At 41.6% G+C, this 20514-nt stretch carries 19 protein-coding genes; 4 read left to right on the forward strand and 15 right to left on the reverse strand.

What is annotated here, in order from left to right; all coding sequences use genetic code 11:
• Positions 1–64: 64 nt before the first annotated feature.
• From ACNAZ4_RS08970 to ACNAZ4_RS08980, 3 genes are all read left to right on the forward strand, one after another.
• On the forward strand, positions 65–739 hold the full coding sequence (locus ACNAZ4_RS08970) for a DNA alkylation repair protein (RefSeq protein ID WP_415813934.1): 675 nt from the start codon (positions 65–67) through the stop codon (positions 737–739).
• Positions 740–779: 40 nt separating this feature from the next.
• Entirely contained in the window at positions 780–1232 is a 453-nt protein-coding gene (locus tag ACNAZ4_RS08975; protein WP_415813935.1) for a hypothetical protein, read from the forward strand.
• Between the two features lie 127 nt (positions 1233–1359).
• Positions 1360–3366 carry a methyl-accepting chemotaxis protein gene (locus ACNAZ4_RS08980; protein WP_415813936.1) on the forward strand — a complete coding sequence of 669 codons (2007 nt, stop codon included), beginning with the start codon at positions 1360–1362 and terminating at the stop codon, positions 3364–3366.
• A 172-nt stretch (positions 3367–3538) separates the two neighbouring features.
• Here ACNAZ4_RS08980 and ACNAZ4_RS08985 read toward each other — a convergent pair whose 3' ends face one another.
• The 7 genes from ACNAZ4_RS08985 to ACNAZ4_RS09015 form a co-directional block, all read right to left on the reverse strand.
• Positions 3539–4009, reverse strand: a complete 471-nt coding sequence (locus ACNAZ4_RS08985) for a CBO0543 family protein (protein WP_415813938.1) — start codon at positions 4007–4009, stop codon at positions 3539–3541.
• A 109-nt stretch (positions 4010–4118) separates the two neighbouring features.
• Positions 4119–5498, reverse strand: coding sequence for a sensor histidine kinase (locus ACNAZ4_RS08990; RefSeq protein WP_415813940.1), 1380 nt, complete (start codon positions 5496–5498; stop codon positions 4119–4121).
• Positions 5495–6175: a response regulator transcription factor gene (locus tag ACNAZ4_RS08995; RefSeq protein ID WP_415813941.1), complete on the reverse strand. Its 681-nt coding sequence runs from the start codon at positions 6173–6175 to the stop codon at positions 5495–5497. Before ACNAZ4_RS08995 ends, ACNAZ4_RS08990 begins: the two co-directional genes overlap by 4 nt.
• Before the next feature lie 139 nt (positions 6176–6314).
• The gene (locus ACNAZ4_RS09000; protein ID WP_415813942.1) at positions 6315–6992 is read right to left on the reverse strand and encodes an ABC transporter ATP-binding protein; all 678 of its coding nucleotides are present in this window, start codon (positions 6990–6992) and stop codon (positions 6315–6317) included.
• A 1-nt stretch (position 6993) separates the two neighbouring features.
• The gene (locus ACNAZ4_RS09005) at positions 6994–8028 is read right to left on the reverse strand and encodes an ABC transporter permease (protein WP_415814185.1); all 1035 of its coding nucleotides are present in this window, start codon (positions 8026–8028) and stop codon (positions 6994–6996) included.
• A 555-nt stretch (positions 8029–8583) separates the two neighbouring features.
• Positions 8584–9621, reverse strand: coding sequence for an acyl-CoA dehydrogenase family protein (locus ACNAZ4_RS09010; RefSeq protein ID WP_415814186.1), 1038 nt, complete (start codon positions 9619–9621; stop codon positions 8584–8586).
• 72 nt (positions 9622–9693) lie between these two features.
• A complete protein-coding gene (locus ACNAZ4_RS09015; protein ID WP_415813943.1) occupies positions 9694–10221 on the reverse strand; it encodes a DUF4242 domain-containing protein in 528 nt (175 codons plus the stop codon).
• A 154-nt stretch (positions 10222–10375) separates the two neighbouring features.
• Between ACNAZ4_RS09015 and ACNAZ4_RS09020 the strand changes: the two genes are divergently transcribed.
• Positions 10376–10828 carry a winged helix-turn-helix transcriptional regulator gene (locus ACNAZ4_RS09020; RefSeq protein WP_415813944.1) on the forward strand — a complete coding sequence of 151 codons (453 nt, stop codon included), beginning with the start codon at positions 10376–10378 and terminating at the stop codon, positions 10826–10828.
• Positions 10829–10873: 45 nt separating this feature from the next.
• On the opposite strand, the gene ACNAZ4_RS09025 is transcribed toward ACNAZ4_RS09020, so the two are convergent.
• From ACNAZ4_RS09025 to ACNAZ4_RS09060, 8 genes are all read right to left on the reverse strand, one after another.
• Positions 10874–11635, reverse strand: a complete 762-nt coding sequence (locus ACNAZ4_RS09025; RefSeq protein WP_415813945.1) for an ABC transporter permease — start codon at positions 11633–11635, stop codon at positions 10874–10876.
• A gap of 5 nt (positions 11636–11640) precedes the next feature.
• Positions 11641–12606, reverse strand: coding sequence for an ABC transporter substrate-binding protein (locus ACNAZ4_RS09030; protein WP_415813947.1), 966 nt, complete (start codon positions 12604–12606; stop codon positions 11641–11643).
• Positions 12607–12634: 28 nt separating this feature from the next.
• Positions 12635–13420, reverse strand: coding sequence for an ABC transporter ATP-binding protein (locus ACNAZ4_RS09035; protein ID WP_415814188.1), 786 nt, complete (start codon positions 13418–13420; stop codon positions 12635–12637).
• 378 nt (positions 13421–13798) lie between these two features.
• The gene (locus tag ACNAZ4_RS09040) at positions 13799–14455 is read right to left on the reverse strand and encodes a YcnI family copper-binding membrane protein (RefSeq protein ID WP_415813948.1); all 657 of its coding nucleotides are present in this window, start codon (positions 14453–14455) and stop codon (positions 13799–13801) included.
• Positions 14456–14479: 24 nt separating this feature from the next.
• A complete protein-coding gene (locus tag ACNAZ4_RS09045) occupies positions 14480–16066 on the reverse strand; it encodes a copper resistance CopC/CopD family protein (protein ID WP_415813949.1) in 1587 nt (528 codons plus the stop codon).
• A gap of 501 nt (positions 16067–16567) precedes the next feature.
• On the reverse strand, positions 16568–17188 hold the full coding sequence (locus ACNAZ4_RS09050; RefSeq protein ID WP_415813951.1) for an SGNH/GDSL hydrolase family protein: 621 nt from the start codon (positions 17186–17188) through the stop codon (positions 16568–16570).
• Between the two features lie 361 nt (positions 17189–17549).
• A complete protein-coding gene (locus ACNAZ4_RS09055; protein ID WP_415813952.1) occupies positions 17550–17945 on the reverse strand; it encodes a hypothetical protein in 396 nt (131 codons plus the stop codon).
• Between the two features lie 137 nt (positions 17946–18082).
• Positions 18083–20464, reverse strand: a complete 2382-nt coding sequence (locus ACNAZ4_RS09060; protein ID WP_415813954.1) for a glycoside hydrolase family 31 protein — start codon at positions 20462–20464, stop codon at positions 18083–18085.
• Between the last annotated feature and the right edge of the window lie 50 nt (positions 20465–20514).

A 20514-nucleotide genomic window follows, 5' to 3' on the forward strand; every position in this document is an offset into this window, starting at 1 on the left:
ATTCCAAATAAGGGGAACTATATAATATGAATGACTATATTAAACACGAAATGGCGGAACAGAAATGAACCCATATGTTGAAGCGCTATATCAAGCGGCATTAGCACACCGGAATGAAGCAGAAGCAATCAGGCTATCCAATTACATGCGGAATCAGTTCAGCTTCATCGGTTTGAGAGCGCCGCAGCTGAAAGAAGTCTTCAAACAGCATGTGAAGAATCATGGATTGCCACCGAAGGAAGAATTACACGATGTCATCACTTCCCTCTGGAAGCTGGAGGAAAGAGAGATGCAGATGGCCGGCCTTCTCTTGCTGGATTCAATGAAGAAGCAGTTCACCGAAGAGGATCTTTCCCTGCTGGAATACATCATCACGACCAAATCCTGGTGGGACACAATCGACCATATCGCGAAAAAACATTTCGGATATTACCTTGAAAAGTTCCCGCATACCAGGCAGCATATCGTCGATGAGTGGATTGCCTCCGAAAACATCTGGCTGATCCGCTCCTGTATTTTGTTCCAACTGGGATACAAAGAAAAAACGGACGTGGCCATGCTCGAGGACATCATCTCAAGAACCTGCCACACCAGGGAATTTTTCATCAACAAAGCGATTGGCTGGGCATTAAGAGAATACGCAAGGCAAGACCCGGAAAAAGTGATCGAAATAACCAATACATACCCCCTGTCAAACTTGAGCAGGAGAGAAGCACTGAAGCATATTAAGGTAGATTAATTGGGACCTGGGGAGAAGCATTCGGACTTTTGAAGGCAGATTGATTAGAAAACTAGAGAGAATCATCCGCACTTTTGAAGGCAGATTGATTAGAAAACTAGAGAGAAGCATCCGCACTTTTGAAGGCAGATTGATCAGAGAGCCGGAGAGAAGCATTGAAGCTTTTGAAGGCAGATTCATCAGAAAGCTGGGGGATTTCATGAAAAAAGGAATTTTGTTGATATCATTTTGGGGTCTGATCGTTTTTTCCGTGATTGCACAGATATCTGATCCATTCGTTTACTGGCTGAGCCCGGATGCAGTTTCTCTTATCGATGAAAGAATGACCTATACGTTTGTTCCTGTAATGGTCAATTTCTTCATTGTATTTTTACTGTGGAGAATAAGAGTTTCAAAGTCTCTTTTCACTTTTTCTTTATTCATCAACGTTATTTTTTCCGCGTTTTATTTTTATTATCAATTTGGCGATATGGGGCTGGGAAAATTCAGATAGATTCCTCAATACTTTAGTGAATGACATAATGTATTATTTTACAAGTTTAAAAATTATAAATTCTCTTCCTTTTGTACCGATAAATAAAAAAGAAGTCTTTCTGAAAAGGTACTAGGGGGCAAAAGGGATGTTTAAGAAAATTCAAACGAAGATTATGCTTACAATGAGCGTGCTTATTGCAATCACGCTAATAGGAGTCTCGGCACTTACGTATTTTCAAACGAAAAGAGAAATCCTATCGAACGTAAATACCAGCTCCAAATCTCAAATCAACGATTTAAAGAGTAATATCGATCTTTATCTTAACTTTTATGGCAGTACGGTTGACCGATACAGCAAAGATAACCGGATTGTAGAATATTTAAAAGAAGTGAAGCAAAACGAAAAAACAGGGCTGGAAGCATACTGGCCTATGGTGAATAATGATTTTGAAAATTTTATGGGACTTAACCAAAATGTTGCTGTTATTTACGTTGGGGCTGAAACAAAACAATTTAAAACGACTCCTTTGATTGATTTGCCGGCGGACTTTGATCCGACTGGGCGGCCATGGTATACAGCTGCTCTTAATTCACCGGATCAAGCACTTTGGACAGAACCATACCTTGATGCCAGTTCGGGTGAATACGTGGTAACGGTTGTTAAACCCGTCTTAGATCCAGCAACGAAGCAAGTCCTGGGTGTTGTAGGTTTAGATTTAAGCTTATCGGGATTGTCAGAAATGATTAATAAGACCGCAGTAGGATATAAAGGATACTCCTTGCTCCTAGACAGTAATGGAATGGCACTCGTCCATCCGAAAGAACAGGGCGAGGATTTGAGTAAGAAACCATATTTCTCTGTATTGAAAGAAAAGGACGCGGGTTTTACAAAATATGAGGAAAGCAACACAGAGAATCAGCTGTTTTACCAAACCTTGGACCAGACAAACTGGAAAATTGGAATGGTGTATGAAACAAACGAATTATTGGCAAGCGCAAAAAAGCTAAGAAATTTGATTCTCATCATCGCTTCACTGACGGTTCTGGTCAGCCTTGCCATTACTTATTTCCTTGCAAAAAGTATAGCTAACCCAATCACTCTATTGAACAGCCAAGTCCAGAAAGTTGCTCAAGGTGACTTAACCGTCAATGTAGTGGCAAATTCCAAGGATGAGACCGGCCAGCTGACCGAACACTTCAATGTGATGGTTGAGAATATGCGGACACTCATTTCATCTGTAGAAAATTCTGTTGAAAGCGTCAATGATTCTGCTTCTAGTTTAACAGCAGTAGCTGAAGAAACCATCGCTGCAAGTGAGGAAGTAGCCAAAGCGATTGGTGAGGTAGCTGCAGGAGCTACGCAGCAAGCACAGGATTCTGAAGAAGCAAGCAATCGTACTGTAAGCCTGTCCCTTCAAATTGAAAGAGTTCAGGAAAGCATGGAACAGATGACAGGACTTTCAAAACAGGCGGAGAAAACAAATCAACAAGGTCTTGAACAAATGAAGTCACTTAGGCAGAGTACTGGAGAAAGTGATGAAGTCATTAAGAATGTCGGCAACGTGATTAACAAGCTGGCTTCGAAAGTCCAAGAAATCGAACAGGTTATCCATTCCATCACGGAAATTTCCGAACAGACCAACCTGCTTGCTTTAAATGCAAGCATTGAAGCGGCAAGAGCTGGTGAAAGTGGAAGAGGTTTTGCCGTTGTGGCAGATGAAGTTCGAAAATTGGCTGAGCAGTCGGCAAAAGCCGCACAGCAGGTTAAAAGCACGATCTCTTCCATTGAAACTGAAACCAATATTGTCGTGAAGGAAATGGAACAAACGCTTAAAATTTCACATTTGCAAAACGAAGCAGTCAGCCATACAGAAGTTGCATTTAATGACATCTCCCAGACCATTAATCATATCGTACTTTCCATTGATACTATAAAAGCGGATGTAGCAAATATCAATGAGTTAAAAGATGATGTCGTAGCAACCATCCAAAGCATCGCCTCTGTAGCAGAACAATCGGCAGCTTCATCTGAACAGGTCAGTGCATCGACTGATGAACAGGTACGAGCATTAGGCTCAGTCACCCAATCTGCCATCGAGCTGAATGAGTCCAGTGCCGAATTGGCTGCATTGATCAAACAGTTTAAAATTTGATTTTTATTACAGCCATTAATGAAAGAATATCCAAGAGGAAGCCATATTTCGTAAAGAAATATGGCTTTTCTTAATTAGGTAATTGGCCTGCAAATGAAGTCTATATTTCCATTTGTGCGAAATTAATAAAGCGATACGATGAAAGGTAGATATAAGAGAGACAAAGCCCTTGTTATGTCTCCCTTTTTACCAACCATTGAAAAAATCGGTAATGTAAAACTAGAAAACAAATTAGAAATGGATAACAAAGTGCAGAATACCAAAGTTTCCACTCACGATATTTTATAAATCCAAAATGAAGAGAAAGCAGCTCAAAAGCGATAGCTAGTATTGCGAAAGTCAAGATGTAAACAACCCTTGATTTTATTGATTTATCATAAGGGTATAAATTTAAGAGAATGATACTGGTAGCTGAATATAATATCACTTGTCCGACTAATGGAGGTATTTGTACACCTGGCTGATCGAGCACATAAAATTTATACTTTATTGCTAAAACGGTATCAACAAGAAGACCGAATAAGGCTGCAAATATCGAAGTTGCATATATTTCATACTTCTTCATTTTCTTAGGAATCATATAAGCCACTAACGCTAAAATAAAGCTGGAAATCAACACAAATATCGTTTGTGCTTCCACCATTCAATCCTCCGAATATATGTATTTCCCATTAGTATTTAAGTTTTCCTTTATAACTATTCTCTGCCAATGAAGAGGTGCTTTATCGAAAAACACCATTAGCTGGTGAACTTTAGTTCTTCGGCAACTCTATAATAAAAGCACTTCCTTCATGATCTTTACTATTCACCTTAATTTGGCCCTCATGGAGCTTGACAACTGTCCAAACAATTGAAAGCCCCAGTCCTGTTCCCTCGGTTGTCCGTGTTCTTGATGTATCTGCCCGATAAAAGCGATCAAAGATCCTCTCCATTTCTGTTTTGCTCAATCCTATTCCTGTATCTTGAAAGGTTATTTCGATCATTTCCCCTTTTTCTTCAACCGATATGTCAATACTGCCACCAGATTGATTATATTTGATGGCATTCGTCAATAAATTATCCCAAACAGTATTCAGGAGAGAAGGGTCCCCGTTGATTTCAACGTCTGGTAAGGTGTAGCTGAGCATAATATTTTTTTCATTCACTAGCCATTGATAATTTCGCAGCAATTCCTTAATTTGCTGGCCAACATTGTACCGTCTTTTTTTCAGGATATCCTCATTGCGATCTAATGAGGCAAGGATTAATAGTTGTTTGGTTAAAGTAGACAGTCTTCTGATTTCACCATTAATAATGGAAAAGTAATGGCCGCTTTCTTCTTCACTGACTGACTTGTTTTCCAATAGATTTGTGTATGCTCTTATATTGGAAAGAGGGGATTGGATATCATGAGAAATGTTCGAGATGAACTCCTTTCTCATGTCTTCCATTTGCTCCAATCTTCTTGCCATCCGTAAAAAACTATGTGAAAGTTCTCCTAATTCATCATGGCGAGTAATCTCGAGTTCGACATTAAAGTCGCCATTCGAGAGCGATTTTGTGGCTGTTGTTAGTTTCGAAATAGGTTTGACCAAATACTTGGTACTGATCAGCACGATGACGATACTCAAAATAATCGTGATTAAAAGCATCCATCCAAATAAAAGATGCATCTCATTAAAAAGAAATTTGATATCAGGCCTGACGAAAAGAGCATAATTTGCTCCATTATGTGTTAATGGAACACCAATTGTATTTTTTAATTCATTTGCAAAAAAGCCTGTTACAAATGTTTTTTGCGGAAAATGTAGAATACCATGATAATCATTGCCGTTTAATACGGACTCTTTCGTTGAGGCAGAAAGACTTTTGTCCCTGAATGGTGAGCCGAAGAAAGATTCTTCTCCAGAATGGTCAACTAAGTAAATCTGATAGCCAATATCAGATATATTCCCCAGGTACTCGTTCAAGTCGGTACCAGGATGATCGGCCGTGTACCTGGCAATCGAATGAGCAATCTTCGTTATTTTTTGATCGTTCTGCGGCTTCAAGTTTTGCTGGTAATAAGCGTTGGATACGATAAAGGCCAGGATACTGCTAAAAACCATGATCCCGATCGTAATGACAACAAACTTCACATAAAGAGATTTCATTGGCGCTTAGCCTCCAGTGAATAGCCGACACCACGGACTGTTTTTATTTGAAAGTCATCTGTCAGTTTGGAAAAGCGCTCTCTTAACCTTTTAATATGAACATCAACCGTTCGCTCATCCCCTTCATAATCCAAACCCCAAATGTGTTCAATCAAATGGTCTCTGGTAAACACCTGCATCGGTTTGGACATGAGAAAATACAAAAGCTCAAACTCTTTTAAAGGAAGAAGAATTGTCCGGTTTCCGATTGTTACTTCATAGCTTTGTTTGTTGATCATTGTACTGCCGATGCGGAGGATGGATTCATCTGTTTTATGATCATATCGGCGCAGCAACGCTTTAATCCGGAAACTTAATTCCTTCGGTTCAAATGGTTTTACAAGATAATCATCCGTACCTGCCCGGAATCCATGCTCCTTATCCTCTATTTGACTTTTAGCCGTTAACAGGATGATCGGAATATTAAATTGACTTCGAATTTTTTCAGTTAATGTATAACCATCCATAAAAGGCATCATCACATCAACAACGGCCAGATCACATACTTCCTTATTAAGAATCTTCAGCGCTTCGATTCCTTCCTTTGCCTGGTATACTGTATAACCCTGTTCAGATAAATGGATAGTTAAAAACGTTAAAACATTTACATCGTCATCCACAATCAGGATATTCGCCATATTTGGATCTCCTTTGGGTAAAAAGTTGCTTTAAAAAGTTCGGTTCACTTTTATTTCGTCATAATCAGGCAGGATTCAAACAAAAAATAGCCTGGCTCAAAAAGCCTGGGCTGTTTTTTGCAATAAAATACCGCTTTTCTCATGTTGCAATTTGGCCATCACTCATTTTAATGATGTGGTCAGCGTAACTAAGCATTTCCTCATCATGTGTGACCATTAAGGTAGTAATATTCAATGTCTTAGTCAAATCTCTGATTAATGTCATGATATCTTTGGATCTCTTAGAATCCAGGCTGGCAGTTGGTTCGTCTGCAAAAAGAACTTTAGGTTTATGGATGATGGCACGGGCAATCGCCACTCTCTGTTTCTCCCCACCTGATAAGGAAGATGGGTACGCATTTTTCCGGTGTTCCATCCCCACCAATTGCAGAATCCTCTTGATTTCTCTTTTTTGTTCACGTTTCTCTAACTTCGATTCTGAAACATCTAACATCAGCATGAGTTGTTCTTCAACTGTCAGGAACGGAACAAGGTGTGCAAATTGAAAGACAAAACCGAATTTACTTGCCCTTATTTTTCTGACCTGCTCGGGACTCATGCCCGTCAAATTTTCGCCTTCAAAAATAACCTGTCCTTCCGATGTTCGCTGCAGGCCAGCAGCTATCGTAAGCAGCGTACTTTTACCAGAACCGGATGCACCCACTAAGGCGATAATTTCTCCTTCTTTAAGGGAGAGGTTAATTCCTTTTAGTATTTCTTCTTTTACTTCCCCATTCGTAAACGTCTTTCTAACTTCATCAATTTGAAATAATGCCATTTTACACCTCTCCTTGTTGTATCGCGTGTAATGGTTCGACTTTTTTAATTTGAATACCAGAAAGTGTAGCTCCGATAAATCCGATGATTAAAAATACTACAGACAATTGTGCTGTTGTCTCCATTGGCAAGCTGAAAGGCATTTCTTTTGGTGCAATCATATTGAAGATTTGACTGAATGCAATAGACAAAGCAAGTGACGCTCCTGTAATGAAAATCATCTGTGTCCACATCATTCTGAATAATTTGCTTGTTTTCAGACCGATTGCTTTTAAAATACCGTACAAACCAATCTTTTGAACATTCATCATATAGAAGAAGATCGCGAACAGCATTCCACTAATCACTACTAAGAACCAGACAATCATGTTAAGAGACATTTGTTCCGCATTATAACTTGGAATACTATTGAGAAATTGTTTCTTTGAAAATGCCTGTAAACCATTCACTTCTTCTGCTTGATCCTCTCCAGGTGCGAATACTAATTGCATTTCCTCTACTCGATAAATTTCTTTGTAGTTCTCTATATTAATGAATGCAACAGGTGCATGGCTGAATTTCGTTTGTTCAACAAAACCTTTTACAATGAACTCGCCACTGAATTGATTGTTCGTTAACGTATCCCCTACTTTTATCCCTTTATCCTCCAATGAACGATCCAGCCAAACTTCGCCGGCTTTGACATCCTTAAATAAGTTTGATCCGGTTGAGGTGACAAAAGCAACGCTTTGCTGTTTCCCCTGCTCATCATTCAAGAAGCCCATTTGAATCGAAAGTGCCATAGCATCTTTCTGATCGTTCAGTAACTTTTTCTGGGCACTGCTATCTATTTTAGACAGATTAAAGGTTTCATCCGCATCTGCATTCATGTAAAAATATCCGTCTGGCAAATCTTTAATTAAGGAAGCATTATCCTGCGATAATCCATTTGCTAAACCAGAAATAATAAAGGTTAACAAACTAACCAGAAAAACAATCGAACCTAATATTAAAAATCTCACCTTATTTTTCTTCATTTCTTTCCAGGCAAGGTTCATCATTACATCCTCCATTCTCTCTTTGACTTCCTTAGAATAAACCTCTTATATGAATGGATGATGAACGGGATGTTACATTTTCAGACCTGGATTAAAAAGTACATTGTGTCCCTAAAAATGATTTCCTGATTAGGAATCAGGTCACTCCCCCCTTAATTGCTCTTGCTAAATGTTAAATAGCATAAATTCTCCGGGCTATATTTTTGGTTGGCGGACCAAAAATACATTAGTACCATCCAGAAATTTTTTATACCGGGTTGAAGTCTTTTCGGAAACCCAGCATAGCCAGGTCTTTTCATTTTCAAAATAAAAAAAGAGCATGCATCGATGCTCTTTTACCACCTATATCGATTTGCAAGAAATAACCTACTCCTTTTTAGCTGGCATCTGTCAGCCACCTTCAATGCAAGTAGCGCTTGAGCTGCCGACATCAAGGTTGAGCTCGGATAACAAGGCAAGGCAGATAGAACCGACTCTTGTACCAGGGAGGCCGTTAGGATGGACATGCTGTCTCCTACTATTAGCGAAACACTTTACTGTCAAAAGAAGATTGCCTTATTTAGCGTGATGGAGCATTTTTTCAAGATGCTTAACAGTAGGAGTTAAGTTCACAAGAAAATAGGATTCTCTTAATCTTCTGGATGGCGCGCTGTACTTCAAATAACCCGCTCCGCCTTGATGAAGCATGCTGCCATGAGCAGCTTTTGAAGTTAGATAGGCCGTGCGCAGCCGTAATTGAAGAAGATGCTTCCATTGTTGAAAAAGCCCCTCTCCGCCAGCAAGTTTATACGTTTCCGTGCGAAGCCGCTTTAGTTCTCTTTCAAGCTCATCTGGCTGAATGGAAAGATAGTCATTGCAGCCTCCCTGCTTATTGCAAACCTGCCGGATGGAAGCGATCGATGCCTCCGTTACACCGAAACCAAGCGGGATTTGATAAAGGACAAAAGCTGGCCTGATTTTATTAATGAATGTATCCACATCATGTGAAACGACCCATTTCTCAGGAATCGTCACATCATCGAATGCACATGAATAAGTGGCACTGCCGTTCACACCTAAATACTCAAGCTTGGCTTTCAATGTAAGTCCCTCTGCATTGCAAGGAACCACTGCCATCATTCTTTGATCAGAGCTAACCTCTGCAATGATCCCGAACCAATGGTCGTTCCCCAGATTTGAGACAGAAGGCAATTGCCCCTTCACCCTATAACCCTCATTCGTTTTCGTCGCTTTTAAATGCAATGTTTCCAGACCGGCATAATACTTCATCGGATTGGAAAGCCCGGTCCCGCCCAGAAGCTGGCCATTTTCCAACTGAGGTAAAATTTCTTCCTTTAAGTACCTATTATCACTATTACGGATATAAGTTAATGATGCAAGATGGCACCAAAGGTTAAAACCAGTTGTCATGCAGACTTTAGATACTTCTTCTACCACATGGACTTCTGTTGAAAAGTCTACCCCAGTATCGGAATTCAAGAATCCAGCTTTGCCAATGCTTTTAAGAAATTCCTCCGCATAATAGGCTTCAGCGTCAATCCTGCGCACGAATGGCTTAAGCTGTTCCTGGATTAAGACCGCCAAACTCGTCATATCTTTCAAAGCTTCCCTCTCCCTTTTCATGCCGTTTTAAAAAGAAAACCTCCAGAAAAGGAGGTTCCGGACTTATGACAATTCAGTAATGGTATCGATCGGCGCCTTAACAGCTTCGCGAGCCTTCTTGACTGTAGACTCATCTGGAGAATCATAGAAGCAAAGGCATTTTGTCATATCTTCACATACATAGGTCCTTGAGAATGTGACTTCAGGAACTTCCGAATAGTGGACGGAATTCTTGGATTTCCTTTCTAGGTAAGCATCCATTGTCAGGTTTTCTGGAAGGTTCCATTCAACAAGGTAATTCACTTTGTCTGCCTGTTTCTTTACTTCCTCTAAATCCCTTCCGACAAGACGGACAGGTTTGATTAGAGTGACAGGAACTCCTAATGCTCTTAAACCCTCATTGATTACATTTCGTTCTTCCGCCTCAAGAATAAAGAAAGCCCTTGATAAATCCTTTGCAACTTGGACCTCAATTAATGTCGCATTCTGCTTGCCTAACTCATCACGGATCTCACCGGCCTTTTTTTCAAAAGACTCTTTGTCTTTCACTGCACTGTTAAAAATTGATTCCACTAAATATAAAGTTGCCATTCCTTATTCCTCCTTAGTGTATGTGTATATATCCAATCTGTTTACTTGGTATTACTTATAGATTATTTTATTACACTAAGTAATAAAAAACAACTTAGTTGTTTGAAAATTTTTATGATATGATTTATTTAACCAAGCTTCGGAGGTTTTATCTATGAGAGAATCTAAATATGATTTGCCATGCAATATCGCTCAAACCTTGAATATCATTGGAGACCGGTGGACCTTACTGGTATTACACGAAATCTTAGCTGGAAGAACCACTTTTAATGAAATAAAGAAAGAACTCAATGGTATTTCATCCAATATACTGTCAGACCGCTTAAAACATTTGGAGCAGGCAGGACTCGTGATCTCTTCCCTTTATTCAGAACATCCCCCAAGATATGAATACAGGCTTACAGATAGCGGCAAAGAACTCGAAGGAGTATTTAATGCCATGATCATGTGGGGCAGGAACAATCTTGAAAAATGCTACAAGAAATTAATTCATACAGAGTGCAAGCATGAAGTGGAATTAGCCTACTATTGTCCACACTGCAAAAGAAATGTTGATGAAGTTGAAGCAATCGAGCTTGAAACAGTAGACACGACTGGACTTAAATAACACATCATTGAGACAGAGAGCAATCACGCTCTCTGTCTTTTCTGTTTAATTTTTCCCTATTCCCCATTGACGGTTAATCCAGGCTTCAAATACACCCACAGCTTTATCCAGGAGCAGCCCGGAAATCCCAATAAATACAATGCCTGCCATGACAAGATCAAGTCTCATTGAGTTTCTTGCATCAATAATCAAATACCCTAATCCTGATTGCGCCCCGACCATCTCGCCTGCCACTAGAAAGATCCAGGCAGTTCCTACCGCAATATGAAGGCCATTCGCAATGTATGGGAAAGCAGCCGGGAAAATGATTTTCGTCAATAGCTTGAACCCCTTAATTTCAAGGTTCTGAGCCACCTTCAAATAATTCTGATCCACTTTCCGTACCGCTGAAACCGTTGACAGCAATACAGGGAAAAACGCAGCAATAAAGATAATGACAATTGCCGGGATATCACCTATTCCAAACCAGAGGACAATAAAAGGTGACCATGCAATCGGAGAAACAGGCCTTAATATCTGGGCTACCGGGTCAAGAACATTCCATAGTAAAGGAAGGCGTCCAAGAATCAATCCAAGCAGGACCGCCGCTATTACCGCTGATAAATACCCTGCAAGGAACCGGTACAGACTGACTTGAAAATGTGTATAGAGGGTCCCGTCTTGAATAAGGGAAAGAATCCCTTCCCACACCTTGATTGGGGGAGGAAACAGGACCTGGTCGTAATTGCCAATCACAATGATGAATTGCCATACTGCAATCAATAGGGAAAATCCTATGACCGCATTCAAAATAGTTCTGAGTTTCATGATCTTCACTTCGCTTTATCTATTAAAGAATGGTCGACAAATTCACTGTAAGTTGGAGGGTTTTCCATCAATCCCATTTCGATGAGATTTTCCCTAAGCTGCTCAAATTCCGCTTCCTTGATTTTCAAATCATCATAAGAGATCCATTGGAATGAGAGGTCAAGCACATTCTTTTCAACTTTCATATACTTTGACGACATCTCTTGGGTCTTTTCATCCTTTAACTCGGCCACATCACCAGCCTTGACATACTGGTCGACAAATTCCTGTGCAATCTTATTTTCCTTTTTGATAAAATCATTACGCAATACCAAAGTGCAGTCGATCGAGTCTTTCCAAACGTCCTGATCCTGGTAAAGGACCTTGCCCTTATCAATGGAAACGGAAATGGCACCAAATGGTTCTGCCACTACATAGCCGGCGATTCTTCCTTCAGCCAAGGCTGCCGGCATTTCAGCAGGCGGCATTTCAACTGCCTTTACATCCTCATATTTCAGTCCATTCTGCTTTAACATCTGATACAGCAAGATGTTGTGAGTCGAAAATTTATGCGGTATCGCAAAATTTTTCCCTTTTAGATCTTCTGCACTGTTGATGTCGTTTGCTGTGACGAATACATTTCCATCCCGATGTCCCAGGGCGACGGCACTTAAATCAATCCCCTGTTCCTTTGCCTTCATCGCCAATGTAACCAAAACAGAAGCTCCATCAATCCGGCCAGTATTCAATGCATCCATCAGTTCTGGCCAGGAACCGAATTTGACTAGTTCCAAATTGAAATTCTTGTATTCTTGCATTTCTTTTTCAATATAAAGCGGGACAGCGTGTGTAATTGGCAGATAGCCAATCTTAACTGTTTTTTTCTCGCCATCTCCTGTGGATTGTTGGCTGCCGGAACCGCATGCAGCTAATGACAGGGTGAGGATCGAAACCAGCATAAGCAGGATCAATTTGCGCATGGACTTTTTCATTAAAATTCTCCTTTGTCTTTGAAAATATTTAAATATGATACTCGATCGATGAGTTTGCACGATTAAAATGGAATTCTTCAAATATCATCTTTCGGTAATGCTGAAAATCGCTGTGGCTGCGGTCACGAGGTTTGGACAAGTGGATGCTGATTTCCTTGTGAATCCTGCCTGGATTGGCTTGCATGATAAAAATCCGATCCGACAGATAGATGGCTTCGTCGATATCATGTGTAACAAGGGCAATGGTCGTTTTTTCCTGGGATTGTATCCGCAGGAGTTCGTCTTGAAGATAGTAGCGGTTAAATGTGTCCAGGGCAGCAAACGGCTCATCCATGAGAATCATCTCAGGCTGCAAGGCAAGAGCCCTTGCAATCGCAATTCTTTGCTTCATCCCGCCTGAAACCTCATGCGGGAATAGTTCGCCTTTATCTTCTAAACCCACCAGCGCCAAATAATGTAAAGCCCGGTCCCTTCGCTCCTTAGCATTGAGGTTCAAGCCCTCGAGACCAAGTTCGATGTTCTTTACAGCAGATCTCCATGGAAGCAAACCATAGTTTTGGAAAAGCATGACACATTTGCGTGTCGGCTTGGTCACTGGTTTTCCTTCTAATACGACTTCCCCAGAGTCCACCTTTTCAAAGCCACCGATAATGTTCAATAAAGTACTTTTTCCACATCCACTCTCCCCCAAAATAGAAACAGTTTCTCCATGGTTGATATCAAGTGAAATGTCGTCCAAAACCTTCATACCCTTACTGTTGTTAGGAAAGCTTTTACTTACTTGATTCACTTTAATGATTGGACCCTGACTCACGTTTCTTGCACCCACCTTCCTGACATCCTTTATATAATTATATTATTCCTATAAACTTAGTATGAATTAACTTTAAGTTATTTTATTATACTTTGTTCATTTTTACAACTTATAATGGCAGAATATTTTTTCAACTATGCGACATTGGGCTGGTCCCGCTTAATGTGCAATGATCGTACGCTTTTCTCTTGGATATATGATGACCATCTACGCATTAATTTCCTGTTTGCCTTTGGCGATAACGGTATGGCTATACCCAGATGCTGATGAAATCATTGCAAGGGACCAGCCTGAGGACTCCAAATTCCAACTAATTGTGAATGAATGAATTTTCTCAGCACAAAAAAAAGCACAGGGTACGTCCCCATGCTCTCAAGCTTATCCTCTTTTTTTTAAAGAAATCACCAGTGCTGCCAGCCCTGCAATCAGTGCTGCGATCGAAAGGTTTAACGGCACGTTGCTGGTGCTTGCTGCTGCTTCCGTGTCATTTGTTTGGTCCCCGGCAGCGCTGTGGTCTTCTTTTGCCGAATCGTCCGCTGCAGCTCCATGCCCGTGATCAGAACTTCCATCTGCCGGATTTACCGTTGTAACCGAAGCTGGCTTGTCTGCGTCAGGTGCTCCGATCCATTCCACTGTACTGCCATCGCTGTAAGTTTGATATGCTTTCCAAACGATTTCTGTGGCTTCATCGCCGACTTTTCCCTGCATGTTGAATTGAACGAATTCAGTTGCTGAAAGACCCTTTTCTTCTGCTGTCCACACAACACTTGTGATTTTTCCAGTGTCATCTTTTTGCACTTCATAGTTCCAGCCTGGCTTGGCTTCAAAGCGGGTGACGTTCACTTCTTCAGCGAATTTCACTTCCACTTTCGTTGTCTCGGCATCTTCTTTTTCAGAAGGAACACGGACAGTGAATACTTCATATTTCCCTTGTGAAGTTTCCTGAGGCTGAACGGATACATGCGCGCTTGCTGCACCGACAAAAAGAGTGACGGCACCAATCATTGCGATCATTAAGGTTAATAGTTTTTTCATGTTGTAATCTCCTATATCTTCATTTTAATAAACAATAAAATCCTTGTGGAACACCTTTTCATTATCCTCAGAATCGACTATGCGAAGCTCCGCTGTCCAGTTCCCCTCAATTGGAAGATACGAGCCATTGATTTTGAATTGAACATCGTTGGATGGTTCCACTTCTGAAAAAGGAACCTGGATCGGTTGGATTTCAGGATTGTCCTGATAGATTAAAAATAGCTCAATCCGTTTAATCTCCAGGTTTTCTTTCTGCGCATTCGCCGTCACCTTGAAATGATTGTACCCAGGTGCCTTCGGTGAGATCGAAGTCGTGAAATCAATAGACTGATCTTGATTTTTCCATTCCAAAGGTTCGTTCTCCGGAAGTGGATTCAAGTGTGTTAACACACCAACAATCCCCAGAATGACCACCATCAAACTGAAATCGATTTTCACCAGCCTGCTGATCGATCGTTCTTGTTTCTTTTTCATACTATGGCGTAAAAATGCGCCAATGGCGAACACAAGAGTGACCAGTCCAACTTTGACGAGAAGCAGTTTCCCCCATTGTGCATGGAGCAGATAATTAAGCTCCGGCAAGAAGATTAACGTGTACGCCACTCCGGTAAAAATCAGGATCAGCATGCTGATCAAGGCAACTTGCGAAAAGAACGGAAGAAATTGTCTGACATGTTCCCTCTGCTTTTTCCAGTAGGTCAGGATGTACAGCAGGCCACCTGCCCATATCGCAGCTGCAAGTAAATGGACGACATCCAGCTGCATTGACATCGAGCGGATTTCCGTTTCAAAGGCGGCAGCATGTCCGTTAAAACTCTTCACCGCCATCACCGACAATACCCAAATCAAATCGAGCCATTTGAAACGAAGCAGCAGCGGTAAACCTATTAGAGACAAAAGCACAGAAGCGACCAGGGATTTCCCGGCGTTCGTGCCGACCAGAACCGACCCGATATCCGTCAATGTCCAGTGATCGACTAATTCTGATAATTGGACGATTACCAATCCCACAGTGGTGATCAATAGCGCAATCTGCAAACGAAACGCCCGCTGTCTAAAAGATGGCTTCATCTCCTTTTCCACAGTATGAATGGCTCCCCAAATGATCCAGCCAGTTGTCAGGATCAAAGCCATGTAAAACAGAATCCTCACCGACGATTTCATTACATTAACCGCCGCCGAGCTCTGCTGACTTTCCTTTACCTGCTGGTTAATATTCCTTTTAAAGACCGTTTCTTCCCCAATCGAGACTACATAAGAACTCTTGATTGGATGGCCATCCGCCGAAATGACGCTATAGGATATGACATAATTCCCGTCAGGCAGGTCAGGCAAAGATTGCTTGATCGATTTCTGATCCTTGCTCATCTCCGGCTTGCGGTTGACAACTCGTTCCCCTTTTTCATTAAAGACCTTAATCGAATAAAGTTCATTTTCAAGTCTTTCATCAAAGAGCAGAACAATCTCATTCGGCGAATCTGTCAACTCACTATCCGGGGCAGGCTCAGCCTTCTTCAGCGTCGCATGCGCAAAAACCTCCTGGGGCACCATAAAAATAAATAAAAGAGAACATAAAATAAAAAGATTGCTGATGGATATCCGCTTGCTCACAATCAATATCACCTGCCTTTTTTCAAAACTCACATACCCACTAGTGTATCACTTGGTACTATATACTTTCAATAAAAGTCTAATGGTAAAAAACGTAGGGACATGGATTTTCACGAGAAAGAAATCCGCCCCACAAAAAAGAGCACAGGGGATGTTCCCATGCTCCATTGACAACATTGACCTCTTAACCTTCAAACCTGTCAAAATAACAGCGGATTCTTGACAGCTTTGGTCTCCTAACGCTCAAACCTGTCAAAATAACAGNGGATTCTTGACAGCTTTGGTCTCNTATCCCTTAAACCTGTCAAAATAACAGCGGATTCTTGACAGCTTTAGTCTCCTAACCTTCAAACCTGTCAAAATAACAGTGGATTCTTGACAGCTTTGACCTCCTAACACTCAAACCTGTCAAAATGAAACAAAGGGACGGTTCCGGCGTTTCATGAACTGTTAAAATACACAATTTACTGAAACAAAGAACCTTCCCACGTTTCTCCACTTTCAGTTCCTCAGCTTCTTTCTCAATGCCTCTGTCTCCCAGATAAATGAAGATAACTCCTTTGCCCATAATCCATATGTCAGTTTTGAGGGATGGACTCCATCACTAAAAAACGCCCCATCCTCGCTATTGGACTTCGCTTTCCAATCCTTTAGCCGGATTTTCGCACTGCTGTAATGGACTCCTTCGAACTTTGATGCAGTAGCCAACAGTTCATTTCCTAAAATATCAACCAGATTGCCGATGACTACTCTCATTAAAAATGGAAACGCCGGGAAGTCTTTAATAGGCGGCATATTGGCAAACACGATCGGCACATCGTCAAATTTAGATCTCAAGTCTGAAACTAGCTTTTCTGATTGCCTTTGCCAGGACCATGGATTATTAAGCGTGAAGGCATCATTCGCACCCAGCCCTACCACGACCAGGTCAACCTTCTGGTCAGGAATCATCGGAACAATACTTTCTGTCACCTTTTTCAGCGTATAGCCGCTTTTAGCGTACACTTCCCAGTGGACCGTCGTATCCATTTTTTCGGCAAGTTCCTTTGCGAATACACCAGCGAATCCTTCATCATGGTGAGTAACCCCCACACCGGCGATCGAACTCTCTCCCAGAAACATAACCCGAAACTCCCGGTCTCCTCCCAATCCCACACTGCCCGTATTCCCAATCGCCTCCGGTAAGCGGGGTGTCCGGGCTCGGACTCTCTTTCCCTGAACATATAAAAATGGCAAGAAAGGGACACTGATGATACATCCGAACACATATAATAATCTCAATCTTTCACGATCCTCTCACAGATTCATACGCTATTAAGTTTGGTCAAATATATATTCAACAAAACAAGGGTTACTCCTTTGTATTTTTGTTCAGGGAATAAGTTATAACGCCGCCTCCTATTTACATATTTTAATAACCCGCAAATTCCATCACCACAAAAAAAGCATGGGGTACGTCCCATGCTCAGGTTTCCTGCATCCATCACTCTGCACTCTCCAGTTGTTTGTAAAAATGGTCTACAATCGGCACAATATCTGGGTTTGTATCATAATAGGTATCACCAATTTTATTCACCGTGAATTTAAAATCTTTCTCACCATCTAAAAGAGTAATACCATACCGCCACCCATCACGTTTTTCTTGATTTTTTAGAGGACTAAACTGTATTTCTTTAATAAGAGATAGAAATTCGTCAATTTGTCCTTGCTGGGTAATCGTCTTTGAAGCACCAGTCGAACCATCTTGAATGATGATTTTATCCACACTTTCAATTTCAGCATCTTTGTAAAACGCTTCTAATGTTTGCGTTTTTCCATCGTTGCAAGCGGAGACAAAAAACAGACTTACTAAAATAATTAGGAACAAGGATTTTTTCATGAAAACACTTCCCCAATATTCATTTAACTATTAGACGAACCAGAAATAAAAACGGTTCATGAATTAACCTATATATCTTCTTACTGCCCCACACGAAAAAAAGCACAGGATACGTCCCCATGCTCCGTTTTCGTTTACTATAAGCCACTCTTCTCGACCGAAAATGTTATCGATCCAGACGCCGGATCAAACTCTGCTTCGCCTTGAAGAACTCCATTCATTTGCACCTTCAACTCTTGGTGAGCTCCATGAACAACAAAATGCAGCCGCTCCCATTCAGGATCATACTGATTGTGTAAAACAGTGACTGTTATTTCGAGGGAGTCTACTGCTTTTTTGCCGTTGATTTCCATTTGAAAATAGCTGCCCTGCTGATAATCGAAGGTTTTGCCATCGTCTTCATAATGGACGAACCGGTCTAATCCTTTCTCTGAAGGATATAAATGAACCTTGATTTCCGATTCTTTCTGCCCGGTCGTATTTTTCACAGAACCATGAACAAGCGTTGCCCCTTCTTTCACAAAAATCGGCATCGTCGCCATGTCGGCTTCAACCAGGTGATGCTTTCCACCCTCAAGTTTTTCACCAGTCCAATAGTTCACCCAGCTTCCCTCAGGCAAATACACAACCCTGTGATAGGTGTCCGGCTTCATAATCGGCGCGACAATCACATGTGAACCAATCATGAATTGATCGGAAAGGTTGAAGGTATGCTGATCCTCTGGATACTCGAACACCAGCGGACGCATGACGGGAACTCCAGTCAGGCTCGCTTCACGGAATAAGGTATACAGATATGGCAACCACACATACCGCTCTTGAATATACTTCCTGATGATTTTTTCATACTGTTCACCGAATGACCATGGTTCCTGGCGGATCGAATCGAGCACACTATGATTCCGGAAATACGGAGTGAACATCCCAACCTGTGTCCAGCGTGTCAGCAGCTGTCCTGTTGTATCATGGGCAAAACCACCGACATCGGGACCGCAGAACGGAACACCAGACATCCCAAGATTCATGCACATCGGAAGCGACATCTGCAAGTGCTCCCAGAAGCTGCGGTTATCCCCGGTCCAAACCGTGCTGTACCGCTGCACTCCAGCAAAACCAGCCCTCGTCAGTAAAAATGGCCGTTTGCCATCGAGCTGCGCCTTCATTCCCTCATATGTCGCCTCACCCATCAGCAGGCCATACAAATTATGCAGTTCACGATGGGTTTTAGGGTTGCCATCATTTTTATGCATGACCTTCAAATCCATCGTTTTCGTTTCGTTAAAAACGGCCGGCTCATTCATATCATTCCAAATGCCTTCAATCCCCATCTTGGAGTAGAATTCATGCTTCTCCCCCCACCATTTACGAACATCCTCGCTCGTAAAATCAGGAAAAGCACTCTTGCCAGGCCAGACATCTCCGAAGTAAAGATTCCCCTCAAGATATTTGCAAAAGTAATCCCCGTTCACACCCTCCTGGTAAATATGATACTCCGGGTCCTCCTTCACGCCAGGATCGACAATCGGAATCACATGGATCCCTTCCTGCTTCAAATCCTCGATCAATTTCTCTGGATTCGGGAACCGCTCTTCATCAAAGGTAAAGACACGATACCCATCCATATAATGAATATCTAAATAAATGGCATCAAGCGGAATGTCCCTCTCCCGGAACTCCTTCACAAGCTCCCTCACTTCCTGCTCCGACTCATAGCTGTACCGCGATTGATGATAGCCCAGCGCCCACTTGGGAGGAAGCGGCATCCTTCCGGTGATTTCCGTATATTGCTCTACCACATCTTTCGGCTTCGGACCTGCAAAAAGGTAATAATCCAGCTGCCCGCCTTCAGTCCAAAAAGAATACGTTTCGTTCGATGTCTTCATGTCAAAAACGCTCTTGAACGTGTTATCAAAAAACAGCCCATACGCCATTCCATTGCGTATACTCATAAAGTAAGGAATCGACTGATACAGCGCATCAATCTCAGGATTATGCGGAGCATACACATCCGTGTTCCACATCGTCATCTTTTCTCCCCGCTTATCTAGGAAACTCGTCTTCTCCCCAAACCCATAGAAATGATCATCAGGATGCATCTCTTTAAAACAAATAACCTCTTTCTTATCATTGAATCCCATCGAAGACTCATGATCGCTTATGATTGTCCGTCCCTGTTCGTCCAGCATCGTAATTCTTATCGGACTTTTATTTATAGCAATCTTAAGCTTACCGCTTGAAAGCTGGATTTCATCCTCACTCTCGGTAAGAGAAACCTCCACATCTTCAGGCTCTTTTACCACCGCGAAACTCGATTGCAATGAAGGTTGCTCCTTAGGATTCATCACAACCCGCACAATATCATCCCGGTAAAAACAGACCGTGACATACCCATTTTCACAACTTAGGTTCAGGTTGTTGTTTTCAAGCTCCCTAGAAACAACAGCTCCCACACTGCGAAAAGCTGGTCCTTTAGTTTTACTCTTCATTCCTGGTAGAATCGCAAAGCTAGTATCTTGCATGTATCTGTCCTCCAGACTTGTGGTGTACGATTTAGTTTTGTTTTCCCTAC

This window comes from Mesobacillus thioparans, assembly GCF_965138835.1.
Lineage (GTDB): Bacteria > Bacillota > Bacilli > Bacillales > Cytobacillaceae > Mesobacillus > Mesobacillus thioparans.